Source organism: Burkholderia sp. PAMC 26561, assembly GCF_001557535.2.
Taxonomy (GTDB): Bacteria; Pseudomonadota; Gammaproteobacteria; order Burkholderiales; family Burkholderiaceae; genus Caballeronia.
Window position 1 is genome coordinate 2,984,862 of the sequence record NZ_CP014306.1, and the last position, 18,922, is coordinate 3,003,783.

The following is an 18,922-nucleotide window of genomic DNA, read 5'->3' on the forward strand; positions in this document are numbered from 1 at the left end:
TTCAGGCCTCCGTGTGGTTATCGTGCCACCATTGCGCCACATCGCGACACGTGGCGAACCACACGTCGCCCTTCGCGTGCATGTGATCGAGCAGGTTTTCGAGCAGCGCGATACGCCCCGGCTTGCCCGAGACTTTCGGATGAAACAGCGTCGTCAGACACAACCCGTCGCGATGCGAACCATCGAATTCACGACGCCAGTTGTCGAGCGTCGTGTCGTAGCTTGCAATGCGGTCGAGGCTCGCCGGAAAGTTTGGATTGCGGTGATATGCAAGCGACGCATAATCGTCCATCTCCCAGCGTCCGGGGATCTCGACCATGGGAGTGTCTCCGTTTTCTGCCGGCAGGAAGTACGGACGGTCGTCACCGCGCATGGAGCTCGAGTAGCGCACGCCGGCTTCCATCAGGACGCTGATGGTGTCAGGACCCCAATCGCCCGATGGCGTTCGGAAACCGACCGGGCGCATGCCGAGATGTTTATCGAAGGCTTGCGCGGAGCGCTCCATGACCGCGCGTTGTCCATTGCGATCGAGCGTCCAGAATGCTTCATGCTTGTAGCCGTGGTAACCGATCTCGTGTCCGCCTTCCAGGATCGCCGCGCATTGCCTAGGCCAGTGTTCCAGCACCCATGCAGGCACGAAGAACGTGGCCGGGACCTTGCGTTCCGCGAGCATGTCCAGCAGACGGCCCAAGGCACGCCACGGCCCGTAACTGCCCAGCGTGAAATACGCAGGATTGTTCCATATGGAGCCGTCGAGCATCGCGTCGCCCGTGGGTCCGTCGAGATCGAAGGCCAAGGCGAAGCAGGATCGCTTGCCATCCGGCCAGCGTGGTTTGCTCAAATCAGTTGTTGGCATCGATGACAGCCTTTTTCACTGCGTGTTCCTGCAAGCCCCATTTCACGGGGATCTTTGAAACGTGCCATCAATCAACGCCGACGACGGCCCCGTCTTGAAGCGCCCGCCCCACAACCGGTTTGAATGCTCGCTCATGCGAATCGCCGCGAAGCTGATTGGTATGCGGCGGCGGATTGCGTCGAGAAACCAGACCTACCCGCACGATCCAGCCGATTTTATGAACGCCAATTTTTTACCGACAAACGGTAAAATCTCATGGTTACCATGCACAACTTGCATAAATGAAAATCGAACGATATCCGCCGTTCAATGTGCTGCAGTCGCTGCTGGTGGTCGCGCGTTGCGGGAATTTCACGGCCGCTTCGCAGCAGCTTTTCCTGAGCCAGAGCGCCGTCAGCAGGCACATCCAGCAGATCGAGGAGTATTTCGGCTGTGCGCTTTTCGTGCGCCATACGCGCATGGTCGTGCCGACTGCAGAATGCCAGCGGCTGGTTCCCATCGTGGAGGAGTTGCTGGCGACTGCGCGCCGATCCATGCATGTCACGAGCACCGGCGGGCAAACCGTGACCTTGCGCGTGACGCCGACGCTCGCTGCGCGCTGGCTGATGCCGCGCCTGCCGAGCTTCTACGAGGATGTGCCGGGCACACAACTCAATATCGATACCGCGTGGTTCCTGCCGACGAATTTCGGCGAAGGCACGCTCGATGCCGCCATTCTCTTTGGCAACGGCCGCTGGGACGGGCTGGAGGCGACCTGCCTGATGCGGGAAAGATTGACGCCCGTGTGTTCGCCGCAGACGGCGCTGGGCGAGCCGCCCTTGCGCGACCCGGCAGACTTGAAGAAGCACACGCTGCTGCATTCGAGCTTCGGGCGACGCGGCTGGATGTTATGGCTGCAGCAGGAAAGCAGCGAGCTTGCGGCTCATACGTATCGCGAGCAAGTCTTCGATACGCTCGATCTCGCGTTTGGCGCAGCCGTTCGCGGAATGGGCGTAGCGTTGGGCGATCTGAATCTGGTCCAGGAAAATCTGTCGAACGGCGCGCTGGTGGCGCCGTTCGATCGCGTGCTTGAATCGGGCTCGGGGTATTACCTCGTGCATCCGCCGCGCAATGAGTATCGCGAGAAGCTCAGGCCGCTTCTGGCGTGGTTGCAGGGGATTGCGGCAGCGAATTAACGCGTCAGGATTTCATCCACGGCCTTGAGCACCAGACCAAAAAACTCATCGGCGTGGGCGGAATTCAGCCAGCGGACGATCACCGCCATCTTCCGCTCCGGCTCGATCCACATGAACGAACTCCCCGCGCCGATAGCGAAATAGCTCGATGCCGGCACGCTCGGAAATACGCGCCCCTCGTGGTTCAGCCACACGAGATACCCGTAGTAAGCCGCGAGTTTGCACGGCGTCTGCATGCGGGCGATCCACTCGCGCGAGATAACCTGGCGCCCGTCGATCGTCCCTTCGTTGACGAAGAGCTGGGCCACCTTGAGCTGGTCGTTCGCGCTGATCGATAACCCGCCGCCCCAGTGCGTTCCACCCGGCACCGACTGCACGCGCTGACCGTTGATCTCCACCCATGCGTTGTCGTAACCGACCCATTGCCAGTTCTCGCTCGCTCCAGCCGGTCGCATGATCGCTTCGCGGAATACATCGGGCAGTGGCCGGCCGAACAAATACAGTAGCGCCAGCGACAACTGGTTGATGCGCACATCGTTGTATTCCCAATACGTGCCGGGCGTTTGCACCGGCCGCAGGTCGCCCTTCTTGCCATTCGGCGGCGTGCCGAACGTCACCGCCCGATAATGATCGGCCTGATCCGACAAGCCGAAGCACTCGCCCGTCCATTCGCTCGTCTGCTGCAGCAACTGCGCCCATGTGACCTGGGCGTTGTGTTCATCGTCGAAACCGATGCCCGGCACGCGCACATGGACCGGTTCGTTCACATCGGGCAACAGGCCGCGATCGTGCGCCACGCCTGCCAGCAGAGCGAGGTACGTCTTTGCGATACTGAACGTCAGGTCCGCACGATCCGGTTCGCCCCACGTAGTGAGCACGCGGCAATCGACGGAAATCGCACCCGACACCGGCCCGCGATCATGCACTGGCCCAAGCAGCTTGTTCCAGGGCGGGGGGTCGTTCGGATGCACGCCCCACGCGCCCTTCACGCTGCGATCCCAGACAGTTTCGTGGTCGGTTGAAAACCGGATGGCGTCCTTCATGGCCTGCGATAAATCGTTTTGCATATCGTTTGATTCCAAGGTGTTCGTCGAACTGAATCAGTGTACTTTCAGGCGCCTGCGCGCCCATACCAGAGTGAAAAGACTGATGATGGCGGCGATCATCAGATAGAAACCCGGCGCCAGATTGTTGCCCGTCAGCGCGATCAGCGAAGCCACCGCAAGCGGCGTGAAACCACCGAAGACGGTCGTGCCGACGTTGTAGCCGACCGCCATCCCCGTGGTCCGAGTACGAGTCGGAAACAGGTCGGACATCAAGGCGGGAATCGGCGCGAAGTAGATGGCCTTCAGCACCGCGACCCAGATCACGGCGGCAAGCAGCGTCAGCATGGAGGGATGCGCATTCATGAACATGAACGCCGGATAGATGGTGACGAAGAATATCGAGCCGGCCCCCAGCATGATCCGGGTGCGGCCGACTTTATCGGACCAGTGACCCACAATCGGCGTGAGCACCATCACGATAAAACCGGCCGCCAGCGTCGCGATAAAACCGGACGACGGCGAGAGCCCGAGCTGGCGCGATGCATACGTCGGCATGTAAAGCAGCATGTAGTTGGCGGTCGTCGTCAACACCAGTGATCCGATGGACACCAGCAGCCGCTCTTTCTGCGTCGCGAGGACTTCGCGTATCGGCGAGTCGGCCGTTTCAGCGCGCTCGAACTCGGGTGTCTCATCGACATGGCGGCGGATATACATACCCACCGGGCCGATCAGCAAACCGAAGAGAAAAGGAATCCGCCAGCCCCAGCCTTCGAGTTGCGCGGGCGTCAGCGTGCTCGTCAACACTGCGCCAAACGCCGATGCAACCAGCACGCTCGCGCCCTGGCTTGCGAACTGCCAGCTCGCCATGAAGCCGCTGCGCGCGGGTGCATGTTCGGTCAGGAACGCGGTCGAGCTGCCGAACTCGCCGCCCGCCGAAAAGCCTTGCAACAACCGCGACGCAAAGATGCCGATGGGCGCCAGCACGCCGATCGCCGCATAACTCGGCATCAGCGCGACCATGCCGGTGCCGAGCGTCATCATCGCGATGGACAAGGTCAGCGACGCCTTGCGGCCCTTGCGGTCGCTGTATGAACCCAGCACGAAGGCCCCGACCGGCCGCGCGAGATACGAGAGTGCGAAGGTGCCGAGCGTGAGGAGCAGCGAGACGGTTTTATCGGTGGTCGGGAAGAACAGCTTTGAAAGCGTCGACGCGAAGTAGCCATAGACCACAAGGTCGTAGAACTCGAGCGCATTGCCTATCGATGTCGCGGCGATCAGCTTGTAGATGCTCGCCTGTGGTTTCCTGCCCGGTATGACGGTCGCGGCCGTGTCAGTGCTCATCGCGTGTTCCCCGCCTGGTTCATGATGGCCGCGTGCGGAACATCTCGCTCGCCCAGGTCCCAGAAAAGCCCCGCCATGATGCCGAGACCCTCGCGCACGACCGGTCCGAGCATGTGTTCGTCGGGCGCGTGCTGCGAGCACCCGGGGTACGAATGCGGCACCCAGAGCGTCGGCATGCCGATGACCTCTGCAAAGACATCATTGGGCAGCGTGCCGCCGAGGTTCGGCAAGAGGACGGGCTTCTTGCCGGTGGTCTCTTCGAGGGACTTGAGCCCCCATTGGACCCATGCGTTGTCCGGGTCCACGCGCGTTGCAGGCGCGCCGCGATCCACATCGATATGAACCATGCCGAACCCGCGTTCGTCCAGATGACGGCGCACGATATGTTCGAGATCCTCCCAGTTCGTGCCAACCACGAAGCGGATCTGCATGAACGCGAAGGCGTGCGGCGGGATTGCGTTGACGGGCTTCTCGGGGTTGCCGGTGCGAAACGCCAGCACTTCGAGATTGTTCCAGCCAAACACGCGTTCCGATGGCGTGAGGCCCGGTTCGCCGTAGTCGGTATCGACTTCCGGCTCGCCCGGGTTCCCGCCTACAACGATGCCCTCCAAAGCACGACGCACCGCTTGCGGGACTTCAGGGGGACGCAAGCCTTCAACCAGAATGCGGCCGTTTTGATCGACCATCGATGCAATTGCGTTCGCCAGCACCACGCCCGGATTGCGCAGCAAGCCGCCCCAGTTGCCGGAATGATGGCCGCCTTCGCGCAGGTCCACGGTGAGCTTGAAGTTCACGAGACCGCGCGAGCCCAGAAAGATCGTGGGACTCGATGCGCCCAGGCGCGGACCGTCGGAGGCGATCAGGACATCGGCTTTCAGTTCGTCGCGCAAGGTCTCGCACACAGCGTGCAGACCCGGAGAGCCGACTTCCTCGCCAGTTTCGAATAGCAGCTTGAGGTTGAAGCCGAGCCGTCCATCGCGTGCGTCGAGCACGGCTTTGAGCGCTGCAAGGTTGATGCTGTGCTGGCCCTTGTTGTCGGCGGTGCCGCGGCCATACCAGTGATCATCGACGACGGTGACTTGCCACGGCGACAAGCCCTCGCGCCACTGCGCGTCATATCCGCGGACGACATCGCCGTGACCGTAGGTCAGCACGGTGGGCAACCCGTCGCTTTCCTTGCGATGCGCAACCAGGAACGGCCCCGCGCCGGGCGCCGGGTTATCGACCAGCCGGAACGTGAATCCCATTCCGGCCAGAACCGGCGCGATTTCGTCGACCAGGTAAGCGCTCAGAACCGGACCGCTTTCTGACTCCTGACTCTCCGTGCGAAAAGCAACCCGGCGACGCAGGTCTTCGAGAAAGGCGCCGGAATCGTACAGATTGGCAGCGGCTTGGATAGCGGACTCGCGTGTCACTTCTTTCTCCAGTAAAACGCGCCCTAAGCAGCCCAGGCACGCCGGTTCTTCTTCAGGTAGAAAAAATCGATGACGCGATCTTGATACCGCCGATATTTATGGACAATGACAATATTTGGCAGTTTGCGTTGCCGAAACGGCAAAGCTACCGGGCTATCGATTTGTCTTTACTAGAGATGCATCATGCAAACCACCGCGCTGCGGTACTTTCTGGAAGTTGCACGAAGCGGCTCGCTGAGCAAGGCGTCGGAGCGCCTGTTCGTGGCGGTATCGGCGATCAGCAGGCAGATTGCCAAGCTCGAGGACGAAATGGGCGTGCCGCTGTTCGAGCGCCGGCCGCGAGGCATGGTGCTGAGCGAAGCCGGTCGTTTGCTTGCGGCGCACGCTCACAGAAGCCTGATGGAACAGGAACGTGTCACCGAGGAGATCCGCGGCCTGACTACGGAAAGCCGCGCGACGATTCGCGTGGCAAGTTCGGAGGGCGTAGCGCGCGATTTCCTGCCGCAAGTCTTCGCACATTTCCTGAAGAGCTGGCCGGCCGCGCATTTTCAGCTCGATGTCGCGGCGCCTACTGAAGCGACCCAACGTGTACGCGATGGCACCGCCGACATCGCCGTGTGTTTCAGCGTCGCACCCGAGAAAGACGTGAACGTGCATTACGCCCAGCGCGCGCCGATATTTGCATTGGTCACGCAGGATCATCCGCTGGCGAAAAAAGAGTCGGTGTCGCTGGCAGACCTCACACCGTGGCCGCTCGCGATCTATGGCGAAGGCGTGACCGTGCGTCAGCTATTCGATATCTCCTGCAGCCTGGAAGGTTTGAACTTCGAGCCGGTATTCGTGAGCAACTACGGCGGTGCGCTGCAGAGTTTCGTGCAGCAGACGAAAGCGGTGACATTCGTGGGTTACCTGACGGTTCGCAGCCGGCTGAAGCCCGACAGGATGGCGGCCATTCCGATCAGCAACCCCGAGTTGCATCAGCGTACGCTGCAAGTGCAGACCATGGCCGGACGCACTTTGCCTAAAGCAGTGGGCGCATTCCTGGATTTGCTGGTCGCGGCGATTCAGGACCCTGCATGCCTTGACTGAAGCATGCCGCAGCGCCACGCGCATCCGGTTTGTGCGCGGAACATAGTGAAGTCGCGGGACGCTTCAGGTCGTATGCGCGCATCGATTACGTCAGCCGGGAGGGTGTTGAAGTCGAACAAGCCGCAGTGATGGGCGATCAACGCACGAGCACCACTTTGCTTCGCGAGCGCGATGCCTTCATCGAGCGTGAAGTTTCCGGGCACGCCATTGACGCTGCGCTCGGCGTCGCGGCCATTGACGGGTAGCAGCGCCACGTGCGGTTCGAACCTTGCCAAGGTTTCAGCAAGTCCCGCGTAGGGAATGCAATCGCCCGAGTGATACAAACGGATCGGGCCGGCATCGATCACATAACCCAGCCAGGGATAACGCCCGTCGGCATCCCTGTCCAGCGACTCGTGTGCCGAGGGAACCGGCGACACGAAGCAGCCTGGAAGGACCTCGATGCGTTCGCCCGCGTTGACCGGAATCAGCCGTTCGATACCAACACCGCATCGCGTGATGGCTTCTTCAGTGACCGCAGCAGGAACCACGAACCTGAGATTTGGGAATCGCCGCGCAAGCGGCTGCAAGGTCCCCGGGTCCATGTGATCCGTGTGCCGATGCGTGCACAACACAAGGTCCAGCCGATCCAGTTCACCGGGCAGGACAGGCGCGGCCATCAAGCGCGTATGCGGAAACTTCGTGCCCTTGTATTTCTCCGCGAGCGAGTCGGAGAGGTACGGATCGATCAGCATCCTGTAACCGCCGGACTCGATCACAAATCCCGCCTGCCCGAGCCAGTACAGCACGGCCTCGCCTTCACGAGGTGCCGCATCATGATCGGCCAGGCGGTCACGCAACGACGTCGCGAACGTCTCGGTCAGCAGCGAGACATCACCAGCAGACATAACCGCCGTCGGCGAGAACGATCGATCCTGTCATGAGGCTCGATGCATCGCTTGCGAGGAACAGGATCACCGACGCCACTTCATCCATGCGTCCGAGGCGATTCATCGGCGTACCGCCGACCCACTTGTCGAACATCTCCTTGTTCTGATACACATAGGTGTTCATCTCGGTATCGATATACGTCGGCGCCACCGCATTCACACGCACGCCACGCGCGCCCCATTCGGCCGCGAGCGACTTCGTGAGGTGATGCACGCCCGCTTTCGACGCGTTGTAGTTCGCCTGCTCCTGCGGCCGATTCACAATGAACCCCGACATCGACCCCACGTTCACGATACTGCCGGCGCCACTCTCCAGCATGCCTTTTCCGAACGCACGGCAAGCCCAGAATACGCCGTTGAGATTGACATCGATCACCTTGTTCCAGATCTCGTCCGTCATGGTCTCGGCGGGATGGTTCGAGATCGCGATCCCCGCGTTGTTCACGAGTACATCCACGCGTCCGTGCCGCGCGACGACCGCGTCGTTCACGCGTTGTGCCGCGGTCGAATCGGTGACATCGAGCAATTCGGTTTCGACGCGATGTCCCTTCGCCGACAAATCCGACGCGGCCTTGTCGAGCAATTCCGCATTCATATCCGTGAGCACCACGAGCGCGCCGGCTTCGGCCAGCGCCTCGGCCGTGGCGAACCCGATACCGCGGGCCGCCCCGGTGACTACGGCGATCTTCTTGTCGAGCTTGAACTTGTCGAGATACATGCTTGGCGTCTTCCTTAAGCTGTTCTTGTTGGCGCGGGTTTGCCCGCTTGTGCCGCAATGCGGCTGATTTCATCGAAGCCGGGACCGCTCACCGGAATGTCGACGTGAAAGACTTCGGCGATCACGCGCGTCCATCCGTAGATGAAGTAAGTCCAGCCGTCTTCGATCTGCAGTGTGCGCGTGCCTTCCTGCGCGCGCGCCTGATCGAGAAAAATCAGGTCGCCGCGATAGTTCAGGTCCCACACAACCGCGCGTTCCGGGAACACCGCCGCGTTGCTCAACGGCGAACCCGGCGCGTCCTTGCCCAACCCCGTCGCATTGATCACGAGCGCACCCGGCGATAGACGAGCAAGCACGGCGTCGTTGTCCTCGGGCTTCGGTGCGACGACATATTCGCACGGTACATCGAATTCGAGTTCGCGATGAATGCGTTCGATTTCCTCGAGCCGTCCCGCCGACCGGTTCGATACGATCACCTTCGACGGCCGGTTCGCGCCGCGTTCCTTCTGCATCAGGTGCCAGGTCAGTGCGATGGTCGAACCGCCCGCACCCATCGAAAAAACTTCCGCGCCGGTATCGGAAAAGTGATTGGCCGGCAAGAATCCATCCAGCGATAACCCCGATGTAATGGGATCCTTCGCGTGACAGATGAATTTTCCATCCTGCTTCGAGAGGCAACTGGTCTCGCCCATGACCTCGGCGGTCGGATCGATCACATCGAAAAGATCCTTGCACGCGGCGTACAGGTCGATCTTGTGCGTGGTGACGAGCGCGCCGACCGACAACGGATCATGCTTCAGGAACTCGACCGCTTCACGATACGCCTCGGGCGCCGCATGCGGCGGAAAATCGATGCCCTTGATCTCTACATCACCGAGACCGAGATGCTTCGCCCACTGCGGGAACACACGCATGATGGAACTCTGCGCAGTCGTCACGCCGATGAAATAAAACGTCGGACGCGTGGCGGCCCGGTACTGCGTGGAAGCGCTCATCGCGTCGCTCCTTCGGTTGCCAGCGCACCGCGCGCCAGCAGCGCTTCGATTTCTTCCGGCGTGCGTTCCTTGTAGTCCGGATTCGGCTCGGTGCGCCACGCGCCGGCGCCGTCATCGACTATGCGCAGTTTCATGCCGTTCGATTGTTCGATGATCGCGTAGTCCTGCCCCGAATCGGCCGGATAACAGAACAGCATCACGAAGTCCTCCTGCCCCAAATTAACCGAACGATGAATCCATCGCGGTGGCACATAACATGCCGTGTTCGCCTTGATCTCGACCACGCGTGTATCGCCTGATGGCGACTCCATCAGCATCACGCCATGACCCTTCAGCCCGAAGTAAAGCTCCGGGCGGTCGATGGCCGCGTGAATGTGCCCGCGCGTCATGAAAAATTCGTCGCCGACCTTGCCCGCGCTCATGCGCGTCACGCCGGTAATCAGGTCGCCGGGATTGCTGTTCGGCTTGTGGTCGGTGACTTCATATACGACTTCGTCACCGCGCGTTGCAGCGAGCGCATTGAAGGCGGCGCTGTTGGCATAGAGCCCGCTCAGGTCGCGCAGGAACTTCTGGTAGCGCGAGCCGGTGCCGTTCATCAGGCCCGTCTGCAGGTCGACATCGAAGGAACGTGGTTCAGGCCATTGCATCGGGTCCATCTCCTGGAAAGTGCAAGTCGCCTCATCCAGCGAAGCGAACGTTAGTTTTAATAATGATAGCTTTAACTTAAATGCAAAACATCAGGGTTTTCCCCGCCATTCGACGCCTGTATTTCAGATAAATGATAGCTATACTATCGTTCAAGATATGCGGAAACAACGTTACTTCCGCTCAACTTGGGGTTAAGCGAAATGCTTGCTGATTCAACGCGACCCCGATTGCTGGAGACATTCAATGCAAGACAAGCAGCCCTCCGAACATGTTCAGCCCAGCGCCGCTGTTGCAGCGCTGCGTGAAGCGCTCGGAGCCGACGTGGTGACCCTTCCGCACGAATTCGCCGGCCGCAGGAACGCGGACTCGAGCCGCATGCCCTGCGATGAACCGGTCGCACTGATCCGGCCACGCACGACTGAACACGTCGCCACCGCAATGCGGATCTGCCACGAGCACAAGCAGACGGTCGTGACGCAAGGCGGCCTGACGGGACTCGCCGGCGGCGCGTGCATGCTCGGCGGTGAAGTTGCGTTGAGCCTGGAGTTGATGAACGGGATCGAAGCCATCGATGAAGTCGGCGCCGCCATGACGGTCTGGTGCGGCACGCCGCTGCAAGTCGTGCAGGAAGCCGCCGACGCAGCCGGCTTCATGTTTCCGCTGGATCTGGGCGCACGAGGAAGCTGCACGATTGGCGGCAACCTCGCGACCAACGCAGGCGGCAACCGCGTGATCAAGTACGGAATGATGCGCGACCAGGTGCTGGATATAGAGGCAGTGCTGGCGGACGGCAGTATCGTTGGCGGGCTGCGCAAGATGATCAAGAACAATACGGGTTACGACTTGCGCAACTTGTTGATCGGCAGCGAAGGAACGCTCGCGATCATCACGCGTGCCGTGCTGCGCCTTAGGCCCAAACCACGGGCGGTATCGACGGCTTGGTGCGGATTGCCCGGCTACGACGCGGTCACCACGTTGTTGAGACGCGCTCAGGAAGGCTTGCCTGCGGGTGTGTCGGCGTTCGAAGTCATGTGGCCGGGTTATTACGATTTTGTGTTGTCGCGCCTGCCGGAATTGCGCGCGCCGCTCGAAGGCAAGCATGCGTATTACGTGCTGCTCGAAAGCAGCGGCGCCGATCCCGAGCGTCAGGCGGACGCGTTCGAAGATTTCCTGGGCGGGATGCTCGAGGAAGGCTTGATCAGCGACGCCGCCCTCGCCTCATCGGAGTCCGATGCCGCCGCGTTCTGGGCGATCCGCGATGCCCCCGGCGAATATCAGCGGCTGATTCCGGGCCGCGTTTCCTTCGATGTGAGTTTCTCCATCGCTGATGTAGGCCGCGCCGCGCATGAATGCGACAAGCAGCTTCGCGAGCGCTGGCCCAACGCGACCATCCTGATCTACGGACATCTCGGCGACGGCAACCTGCATATCGTCGTGCAGGAACCCGACTGGCCGCCAACCACCGCGCCGCAAGTGCAGGAAGTCGTCTACGGCGTGACCGGCGCAATGGGCGGCTCGGTATCGGCGGAACACGGCATTGGTACGAAGAAACTGAAGGTGCTCGCGTTATCGAGAACACCGGCCGAACTGGCCGCCATGCGCGCCGTGAAAGCCGCGCTCGATCCGCTGAACATCCTGAACCCAGGCAAGTTGTTGTTGAACGTTGTTTAAAACCGCCAAACCCCAACAAAAGGAGGAGACATGACGCGGTTCGTGAAGAAGGTGATGTGTGGTGTAGCGCTGGCAGTCGCAGGTGTAGTGGCAGCAGCCCCGGCGATGGCAGCCGACAAGATGAAAGTGGGCATTTCCATGAAGGTGCTCAACGCGCCCTACTTTTCGGCCGCAATGGAATCGGCCAAGGCGCGAGCCGCGGAACTCGGCAACGACGTGATCACCGCGGATGCCCAAGGCAAGATGGGCAAGCAGATCTCCGACGTGGAAGACATGCTGACGCGCGGCATCAAGGTGCTGATCATCGATCCGGCCGATCCCAAGGGTCTCGTCAACGTGGTCAACACGGCGACCGCCGCAGGCGTGAAAGTCGTCGTGATCGACAGTACGCTCGATCCGAAAGCCAACTACCTGACGCTCGTGCAATCGTCCAATCGTGAGAACGGCGCGCTGGTTGGTTCGTGGGTGGTCGACACCATGGGCGACAAGCCGCTGAAGATCGCGTTGATCTCCGGCGAGAAAGGCAACCCGGTCGGCAAGGAACGGCGCGACGGCGTGATCGAGGGCATCGTCGAGGCGCAGCTCGCAAAGACCGGCAAGGTCAACATGCAGATCGTGGGCCAGGGCTGGGGCAACTGGTCGGACGAAGGCGGCCTGAAGGCGATGGAAGATTTGCTCGTCGCCAACAAGGACATCAACATGGTGCTCGGCGAAAACGACAGCATGGTGCTGGGCGCACGCCGCGCGATCGAAAGCGCGAACCGTACGGGCATCACGCTGGTTGCCGCCGCCGATGGCCAGAAGGAAGCGCTCAACCTGATCAAGCAAGGCAAGTACGGCGCAACCGCGCTGAACGACCCGGCGCTGGTTGCGCGCACGGCAGTCGATATCGGCGTGAAGGCGGCGAAGGGCGAAGCCACCAACGTGCCGAAGATTTCGTACACGCCGTCCGCCGCGATCTACAAGAGCAACGTCGACAAGTACTACAACCCCAAGGCGATTTTCTAAAGCCGGCGGGTTCATGCGAGGCGCGCCGGCCAAGTACGGTGCGCCTCGCATTCTGGAGACACCTTCATATGATACCCTTTATAGCCCTCACCGGCGTCGACAAACGCTTCGGCGGCATTCATGCCATCGAAGGCGTCGACTTCGATGTCCTCAGTGGCGAAGTCCATGCGCTCGTCGGCGAGAACGGCGCGGGCAAGTCGACGCTGATGCGCATTATCGGCGGTGGTCATCAGCCGGATTCCGGCACGATCAAGCTCGAAGGCCGCGAGACGTCCTTTCGCAATCCGCATGCGGCGATGGAAGAAGGCATCGCGGTGATTCATCAGGAAACCGCGCTGGCACCGGATCTGTCCGTGGCGGAGAACGTATTTCTGGGTGCGTTGCCGGCTGTCATCGACTGGGGGACGCTGCGCAAGAACGCGCGTGCCTTGATCGCGAGCCTCGGCTTCGATATCGATCCTGCCGCGCTCGTCGGCGATCTCTCGGCAGCTCAATGCCAGGTGATCGAAATTGCAAAGGCGCTCAGCCGCCAGGTGAAGCTTCTCGTACTCGATGAACCCACCGCGGCCCTCGCGCCATCGGATGCAAACAAGCTGCTCGAGATCGTGCGCGAGCTGCGTTCGCGCGGCGTGGGCATTGTCTATATTTCGCACCGGCTGGAAGAGGTGTTTGCGATCGCGGACCGCATCACCGTGCTGAAGGACGGCAAGCGCGTGGATACCCTCACGCCCGCCGAGCTCACCATGGACGGCCTGATCCGCAAGATGGTCGGGCGCCCGCTATCCGTGCTGTTTCCGCAGCGCCGTGCAACGCTTGGCGCCAAAGTCCTGAAGGTCACGGGCCTCATGCGAGGTCATGCCGTGCGCAACGTGTCGTTCACGCTGCGCGCCGGTGAAGTAGTCGGTCTCGGCGGCCTGATCGGCTCGGGCCGTACCGAAGTCGCGCGCCTGATTTTCGGCGCCGATACGCGCGATTCCGGCACCATCGAATTGAACCAGAAGGTCATGGCGATCCGCTCGCCGATGGCCGCAGTCAAGGCCGGCATCGGCTTCGTGCCTGAAGACCGCAAGGGGCAAGGCGCGATTTTATCGATGCCGATTCGCGTCAACGCCACCCTCGCCGCACTGAAGTCGGTGAGCGGACCGGGCGGCTTTCTCGCCTTCGGCCGCGAGCGCGCATTCGTGCAAAAGCTGATGGAACAACTGCGCATCAAGGCGCGTTCCATGGACGCCGATGTCTCAACACTCTCTGGCGGCAATCAGCAAAAGGTCGTGCTGGCGAAGTGGTTCCACGCGGACGGCGACCTCATCATCCTCGATGAACCCACGCGCGGTGTGGACGTCGGCGCGAAGGTCGAGATCTACACGCTCATCAACCAGCTTGCCGAACGCGGCAAGGCAGTGCTCGTGATCTCGTCGGAACATCAGGAACTCATGGGCCTGTGCGACCGAATCCTCGTGATGGGCGAAGGCGAGATTCGCGGCGAACTTCAACCTGCTGATTTCAGCGAAGAACAGATCCTGTCGCTGTCGCTGCGCCGCGCGCCGGACGAAGCGCCGGCCACGCTCACTCATTAAATGCATCGTGAATAATCCGGAGACTCGCACCATGAATCCCAGCGCCGTCACCCCGAAAACGCATCAGGCGAACTCGGCACAGGCCCACGCAAAACACTGGTGGTCTGTTGCGCGCCGCTTCAACACGGTCGCGATCCTGATCGTACTCGTGATCGCAGCGTCGTTTGTATCGAGCGACTTTTTATCCGTGCCCAACCTGTCGAATATTTCGCGGCAAGTGGCGGGCGTCGGCATCATGTCGGTCGGCATGTTGCTGGTCGTGCTGACCGGTGGTATCGACTTGTCGGTTGGATCGATTGCGGCGCTTGGCAGCGTGCTGTCGGCGTTGCTGATTCCGCAATACGGGCTGACGGTCGCCTTGCTCGCCACGCTGGTTGTCGGCGGCTTCTGCGGGTTTATTTCCGGCGCGTTGATCGCGTGGTTTCGTCTTACGCCCTTCGTTGTCACGCTGGCCATGATGACCGTTGCGCGCGGCGTTGCGATGATCGTGTCGAACGGCTCGCCCATCCTCGTCGATGACCCCGGTCAGGCCCTGCTCGACTTCGGCCGTCATTCCTACTTCGGCATTCCGGGTCCGACACTCGTGATGCTGATCGTGTTCGTGATCGGCGGCATAGCATTGAACCGTCTGCGTGCCGGCCGCGTGGTTCGTGCAATCGGGTCGAACGAGGAAGCCGTGCGGCTTTCCGGCGTGCCCGTCGCGCGCCATGTACTCGGTACCTATGTCAGCTCGGGATTGCTCGCGGCGCTGGCCGGGATCATCTCGACATCGCGTGCGGGCGTCGGTGCGCCGACAGTCGGCGTAGGCGATGAACTGACCGTGATCGCGGCGGTGGTGATCGGTGGCGCGAGTCTCGCCGGTGGCAAGGGCGGCGCGCTGAATACGCTGATGGGCGTGCTGATTCTCGGCGTGATCGGCAACATCATGAATCTGGCGAGCGTGCCGGGATACCATCAGCAAGTGGTGATGGGCGTGATCATCGTGGCGGCTGTCCTGTCGCAGCGAGGTGCGCGTTTCTGGCGCCGGTGATGGCCCGAATCCAGGCCGCCCCCGCCGATCCGATACACTTGGAACGCTTGCCACTTGCATGAAGCTCGGGGCGCCGCTTGCGGCGCCCCGTTCATAATGAACGAAGGAATATCGAGTGCCCGATTACAATATCCTCGAACTGATCGACCGCGCGCGTCCCAATCTGCGCCGCGGCAGCCGGCAAGTGGCCGAGTACATTCTTGCAAACCTCGGTTCCATCTCCGATATCAACCTCGCCGAACTCGCGCGCAACGCGAAGGTGAGCGAGCCGACCGTGCTGCGTTTCTGCGCGTCCCTCGGCTGCAGCGGCTTCAAGGACTTCAAGATTCGCGTGGTGCAAAGTCTGGCGCTCGGCGCGCCCGCCACGCATTCAGTGCTCGGTAAAGGCGATGATCCGGAAACCGTCGCCACCAAGATCTTCGACTACACCATTACGAGCCTCGACTGGGCACGCAAGAAGCTGGATTTTGCGGCCGTCGGGCGCGCGGTCGATCTGCTGGCGAGGGCGCGGCGTATCGAGTTCTTCGGGTTCGGTGCATCGGGCATTGTTGCGCTGGACGCGCAGCAGAAGTTTCCGCTCTTCGGCGTGCCGTGCGTCGCGCATCAGGATTCGCATCAGCAATTCATTGCAGCGTCGATGCTCAAACCCGGCGATGCGGTCGTTGCGATTTCCAATACGGGATCGACGCGATCATTGATCGAAGTCGCAAGGACCGCTAAGGAACGCGGCGCGAGCGTGATCGTGATCACGGGTTCGAATAGTCCGTTGACGAGCTTTTCGGATGTCGCCGTGATAGCCGAAACGCTGGAAAACACAGACGTCTATACGCCGACGACTTCTCGCCTTGCCGCGCTCGTGATCATCGATATTCTTTCCACCAGCGTCGCGTTGCGCAAGGGCGAAGCGCACACCCTCGAAGTGCTGGACATGAAAAAGCGCCTCGCCGATATGCGGTCTACGGGCGTGATCTGAGTTGAGGGGACGGATCAGCCTTCGCCATCAAGCAAAAACGAGCCTTCCATCACGTTCACACATTTCCCGCCGATACGCACGCGTGGCTGACCGTCATGGACATCGACGGTCGTGATCAACGTGCTCGGACGGCCCATGTCCACGCCCTGCCGAACGCGTAACGACAGTTCCGACACTCCCCGCACATCAGCGATCAATGCAACGGCCGCAGCAGTCGCGCTGCCGGTTGCCGGATCTTCGGTCATGCGCGGCGTGAACATGCGCGCCTGGATATCGCCCGAGGTGTCGTCACCGACATCTCGCGTATAGGCATAGATGGACGTGGCGCCATCAGTGGGCAACACCTTCTTGTAGTCCACGAGGCTCGGGATAGATCGGCGCAACGCTTCGCGCGATGCAAGCTCGACCACGACAAACGGCAAGCCGACAGACGCCACTTGCGGCGCGTGGGCGTCGGTCCGGATGTCAGTCACGTCGAGCGACAGGCACGCAGCCACGCTCTCAACTGCTAGCGTCGATGCCCGCGTCAGACGCTCCGGCACCGTGAGTTCCGCACCCACCACCCGGCCGCCGTCTTTCATTTGCGTAACCGGCACGAGACCCGCGGCTTCCTCGAACACGAGCTGATCCGGCAAGGGCGTGCCGCTCGCCGCAGCACGCGTCGCAAGGACAAACGCCGTGCCGATGTTCGGATGTCCCGCAAACGGAATCTCGCGGCTCGGCGTGAAGATGCGCACCCATGCAGTGTGCGCGGCGTCGCGCGGCGGCAAGACGAAGGTCGTTTCGCTATAGCCGAATTCAGCGGTAATCGCCTGCATCTGGATGGTCGAGAGGCCTTCGGCGTCCAGCACCACGGCCACGGGGTTGCCCTCGAATCGGTTGCTGGTAAAGACGTCCGCTGTGACATAACGACGGTTCATGACTGTTGCCCCTGTTGGAAGAAACGTATTGGCGACGAACTTCATTGTCACCTCGATGCACCGCCTTGCACCATGTACAGTTCGACCGGATTTCATACGGCCGGCAACTTCGAAACCCATGAACGGACACTGATCCGCGACAATCTCACCCTCCCAATGCAGGGCCGCGCTTCCTGCGGCGCCCCACATCAAGAGGGTGACGGACATTGCGCACACTGCCTATAACAGAGCATGAGTTGCAAACGCGGATGCGCCGTCCGTGCTTGCGAGTCACTCCTGAAAACGGATCGTGCTTCGAGGTGACCACCATGCGCGTCCTGATCGTCGACGACCATTCTTTACTCAGGGCAGGACTCACTCTGCTGCTCAAGGAGCGCGACAGCGACGCACAGGTGTTCGAGGCGGAATCCGTTAGCGACGGGGTGGAACAGGCGCTGACTCATTCGCCCGATGCCGTGCTGCTCAGCCTCGACATGAGCGAAAACCGGGGCTTTGCCGCACTTGCTGCATTGTGGCAACGTATGCCATTGGTTCCAGTCGTGGTGATTTCGTCCGACGAGCGCGCGGAAACGGTGCGGCGTTGCCTCCAGATGCATGCAATGGGGTTCGTGGCGAAGACCGCTCGTGCGCACGTGCTGCATCTCGCGCTCGAGGTTGCAATGATCGGAGGTGTGTTCGTTCCCGCCGCGAGCGTCGGGAAGACCTTAGCCTGTAGTGAAACGTTCTGCGCGCCCTGCGCTGATCCTTCCGCTCACTCGTTCGACCGCAGCCCCGTTGCGATGACACCGCGAGAAAGAGAAACGCTCTCGTGGCTGCTTCGAGGTCTTCCGACGAAGTCGATCGCGTCCAAAATGGGCGTAGAGGACATCACCATACGCAAGTACGTAAGTCACTTGCTGGCGCGTTTCAACGTGCACAGGCGTACTGAACTGATCGCGATGATGTCCGACCACGGCACCCGCGCGCAACCCGGGTGCGCCTTTGCTACTGGCGACGTCAATGCCGAAGCTGCAGAGGCGCTCCTGGCAGCTCGTTTTGAGTCGAGCCGCGTTACTACATTTGTTGCATGAATTAAATCAGGCGTGGCGATACACCTGTGGGTAGCGCCCTTCCATTGACCGGCGAACAATACACCGGTCGGTCAAGCTTGAATGTCTCACAACTGCCTTGGGCGGCCCTTTCAGTGAGGGTACAAATGAAACGCTATCTGCTTGTTTTGGTCTTGCTGGCGAACGTCGCCTGCTTTGTGAGCCAGATGTGCGTTCCGTTTCAAGCTGCGGGTCCTGTGACACAAGCTGCGACCGCTCGGAGCGCGATACCAGCGGTAACGCCGCGTGCCATGAAATCCGCGCACATCGCCGCACGTTCCACGCAACTATAAAAAACCGCGCAAAGCCGCAGATGAATCCAAGCGAAAACGCGGCCGTCTAATAGTACGTATTACTAATATAACTGAGTGTAAATCTGGATGCGCCCGCTCGCGCCGGGTACTCGCGCCAGCCGTCAATCCGTCCCTTCAAAACGAGGTAAG

At 61.2% G+C, this 18,922-nt stretch carries 17 protein-coding genes; 8 read left to right on the forward strand and 9 right to left on the reverse strand.

Translation table 11 applies throughout. From position 1 onward, the window contains the following. Nucleotide 1 precedes the first annotated feature (1 nt). Nucleotides 2-856 carry a polysaccharide deacetylase family protein gene (locus tag AXG89_RS13755; protein ID WP_119024638.1) on the reverse strand — a complete coding sequence of 285 codons (855 nt, stop codon included), beginning with the start codon at nt 854-856 and terminating at the stop codon, nt 2-4. Between the two features lie 281 nt (nt 857-1,137). Between AXG89_RS13755 and AXG89_RS13760 the strand changes: the two genes are divergently transcribed. Then, entirely contained in the window at nt 1,138-2,031 is an 894-nt protein-coding gene (locus tag AXG89_RS13760; protein ID WP_061999438.1) for a LysR substrate-binding domain-containing protein, read from the forward strand. Here AXG89_RS13760 and AXG89_RS13765 read toward each other — a convergent pair. From AXG89_RS13765 to AXG89_RS13775, 3 genes are read right to left on the reverse strand one after another with little or no spacing between them, the layout of a single operon-like run. Further along, nucleotides 2,028-3,098 (reverse strand): serine hydrolase domain-containing protein, encoded by a 1,071-nt coding sequence (locus AXG89_RS13765; protein WP_062169964.1) that lies wholly within the window; start codon nt 3,096-3,098, stop codon nt 2,028-2,030. The genes AXG89_RS13760 and AXG89_RS13765 overlap by 4 nt on opposite strands. Before the next feature lie 33 nt (nt 3,099-3,131). Then, complete coding sequence (locus tag AXG89_RS13770; RefSeq protein ID WP_062169965.1) at nt 3,132-4,418, reverse strand: MFS transporter; 1,287 nt, start codon at nt 4,416-4,418, stop codon at nt 3,132-3,134. After that, nucleotides 4,415-5,833 carry a M20 family metallopeptidase gene (locus AXG89_RS13775; RefSeq protein WP_062169966.1) on the reverse strand — a complete coding sequence of 473 codons (1,419 nt, stop codon included), beginning with the start codon at nt 5,831-5,833 and terminating at the stop codon, nt 4,415-4,417. Before AXG89_RS13775 ends, AXG89_RS13770 begins: the two co-directional genes overlap by 4 nt. A gap of 183 nt (nt 5,834-6,016) precedes the next feature. On the opposite strand from AXG89_RS13775, the gene AXG89_RS13780 reads away from it, so the two are divergent. Further along, nucleotides 6,017-6,922, forward strand: a complete 906-nt coding sequence (locus AXG89_RS13780) for a LysR family transcriptional regulator (protein WP_062169967.1) — start codon at nt 6,017-6,019, stop codon at nt 6,920-6,922. Here the strand turns inward: AXG89_RS13780 and AXG89_RS13785 are convergent. Genes AXG89_RS13785 through AXG89_RS13800 form a run of 4 tightly spaced genes read right to left on the reverse strand, consistent with a single transcriptional unit; the run spans nt 6,898 to nt 10,211 of the window. Continuing rightward, nucleotides 6,898-7,809: an MBL fold metallo-hydrolase gene (locus AXG89_RS13785; RefSeq protein ID WP_082771419.1), complete on the reverse strand. Its 912-nt coding sequence runs from the start codon at nt 7,807-7,809 to the stop codon at nt 6,898-6,900. The two genes, AXG89_RS13780 and AXG89_RS13785, sit on opposite strands and share 25 nt — an antisense overlap. Then, nucleotides 7,796-8,569 (reverse strand): SDR family NAD(P)-dependent oxidoreductase, encoded by a 774-nt coding sequence (locus AXG89_RS13790; protein ID WP_062169968.1) that lies wholly within the window; start codon nt 8,567-8,569, stop codon nt 7,796-7,798. Before AXG89_RS13790 ends, AXG89_RS13785 begins: the two co-directional genes overlap by 14 nt. Before the next feature lie 14 nt (nt 8,570-8,583). Further along, complete coding sequence (locus tag AXG89_RS13795) at nt 8,584-9,564, reverse strand: shikimate dehydrogenase family protein (RefSeq protein WP_062169969.1); 981 nt, start codon at nt 9,562-9,564, stop codon at nt 8,584-8,586. Beyond that, nucleotides 9,561-10,211 (reverse strand): glucose-6-phosphate isomerase, encoded by a 651-nt coding sequence (locus AXG89_RS13800; protein WP_062000851.1) that lies wholly within the window; start codon nt 10,209-10,211, stop codon nt 9,561-9,563. Before AXG89_RS13800 ends, AXG89_RS13795 begins: the two co-directional genes overlap by 4 nt. Before the next feature lie 244 nt (nt 10,212-10,455). On the opposite strand from AXG89_RS13800, the gene AXG89_RS13805 reads away from it, so the two are divergent. The 5 genes from AXG89_RS13805 (at nt 10,456) to AXG89_RS13825 (ending at nt 16,471) form a co-directional block, all read left to right on the forward strand. Further along, a complete protein-coding gene (locus tag AXG89_RS13805; protein WP_062169970.1) occupies nt 10,456-11,883 on the forward strand; it encodes an FAD-binding oxidoreductase in 1,428 nt (475 codons plus the stop codon). Nucleotides 11,884-11,913: 30 nt separating this feature from the next. Further along, on the forward strand, nt 11,914-12,891 hold the full coding sequence (locus AXG89_RS13810; RefSeq protein WP_086382437.1) for a sugar ABC transporter substrate-binding protein: 978 nt from the start codon (nt 11,914-11,916) through the stop codon (nt 12,889-12,891). Between the two features lie 68 nt (nt 12,892-12,959). Next, complete coding sequence (locus tag AXG89_RS13815; RefSeq protein ID WP_062169971.1) at nt 12,960-14,468, forward strand: sugar ABC transporter ATP-binding protein; 1,509 nt, start codon at nt 12,960-12,962, stop codon at nt 14,466-14,468. Nucleotides 14,469-14,499: 31 nt separating this feature from the next. Next, complete coding sequence (locus AXG89_RS13820) at nt 14,500-15,498, forward strand: ABC transporter permease (RefSeq protein ID WP_061999448.1); 999 nt, start codon at nt 14,500-14,502, stop codon at nt 15,496-15,498. 115 nt (nt 15,499-15,613) lie between these two features. Further along, on the forward strand, nt 15,614-16,471 hold the full coding sequence (locus AXG89_RS13825) for an SIS domain-containing protein (protein ID WP_062169972.1): 858 nt from the start codon (nt 15,614-15,616) through the stop codon (nt 16,469-16,471). A 14-nt stretch (nt 16,472-16,485) separates the two neighbouring features. On the opposite strand, the gene AXG89_RS13830 is transcribed toward AXG89_RS13825, so the two are convergent. Then, entirely contained in the window at nt 16,486-17,391 is a 906-nt protein-coding gene (locus AXG89_RS13830; protein ID WP_062000853.1) for a PhzF family phenazine biosynthesis protein, read from the reverse strand. 308 nt (nt 17,392-17,699) lie between these two features. Here AXG89_RS13830 and AXG89_RS13835 point away from each other — a divergent pair, with 308 nt between their 5' ends. Further along, nucleotides 17,700-18,461 carry a response regulator transcription factor gene (locus AXG89_RS13835; RefSeq protein ID WP_061999450.1) on the forward strand — a complete coding sequence of 254 codons (762 nt, stop codon included), beginning with the start codon at nt 17,700-17,702 and terminating at the stop codon, nt 18,459-18,461. The last annotated feature ends 461 nt before the right edge of the window (nt 18,462-18,922 follow it).

Coding starts and splice junctions, on each gene's coding strand:
- AXG89_RS13755 (WP_119024638.1), bottom strand. CDS start 856: ATGCCAACAACTGATTTGAGCAAACCACGCTGGCCGGATGGCAAGCGA.
- AXG89_RS13760 (WP_061999438.1), top strand. CDS start 1,138: ATGAAAATCGAACGATATCCGCCGTTCAATGTGCTGCAGTCGCTGCTG.
- AXG89_RS13765 (WP_062169964.1), bottom strand. CDS start 3,098: ATGCAAAACGATTTATCGCAGGCCATGAAGGACGCCATCCGGTTTTCA.
- AXG89_RS13770 (WP_062169965.1), bottom strand. CDS start 4,418: ATGAGCACTGACACGGCCGCGACCGTCATACCGGGCAGGAAACCACAG.
- AXG89_RS13780 (WP_062169967.1), top strand. CDS start 6,017: ATGCAAACCACCGCGCTGCGGTACTTTCTGGAAGTTGCACGAAGCGGC.
- AXG89_RS13785 (WP_082771419.1), bottom strand. CDS start 7,809: ATGTCTGCTGGTGATGTCTCGCTGCTGACCGAGACGTTCGCGACGTCG.
- AXG89_RS13790 (WP_062169968.1), bottom strand. CDS start 8,569: ATGTATCTCGACAAGTTCAAGCTCGACAAGAAGATCGCCGTAGTCACC.
- AXG89_RS13795 (WP_062169969.1), bottom strand. CDS start 9,564: ATGAGCGCTTCCACGCAGTACCGGGCCGCCACGCGTCCGACGTTTTAT.
- AXG89_RS13800 (WP_062000851.1), bottom strand. CDS start 10,211: ATGCAATGGCCTGAACCACGTTCCTTCGATGTCGACCTGCAGACGGGC.
- AXG89_RS13805 (WP_062169970.1), top strand. CDS start 10,456: ATGCAAGACAAGCAGCCCTCCGAACATGTTCAGCCCAGCGCCGCTGTT.
- AXG89_RS13810 (WP_086382437.1), top strand. CDS start 11,914: ATGACGCGGTTCGTGAAGAAGGTGATGTGTGGTGTAGCGCTGGCAGTC.
- AXG89_RS13815 (WP_062169971.1), top strand. CDS start 12,960: ATGATACCCTTTATAGCCCTCACCGGCGTCGACAAACGCTTCGGCGGC.
- AXG89_RS13820 (WP_061999448.1), top strand. CDS start 14,500: ATGAATCCCAGCGCCGTCACCCCGAAAACGCATCAGGCGAACTCGGCA.
- AXG89_RS13830 (WP_062000853.1), bottom strand. CDS start 17,391: ATGAACCGTCGTTATGTCACAGCGGACGTCTTTACCAGCAACCGATTC.
- AXG89_RS13835 (WP_061999450.1), top strand. CDS start 17,700: ATGCGCGTCCTGATCGTCGACGACCATTCTTTACTCAGGGCAGGACTC.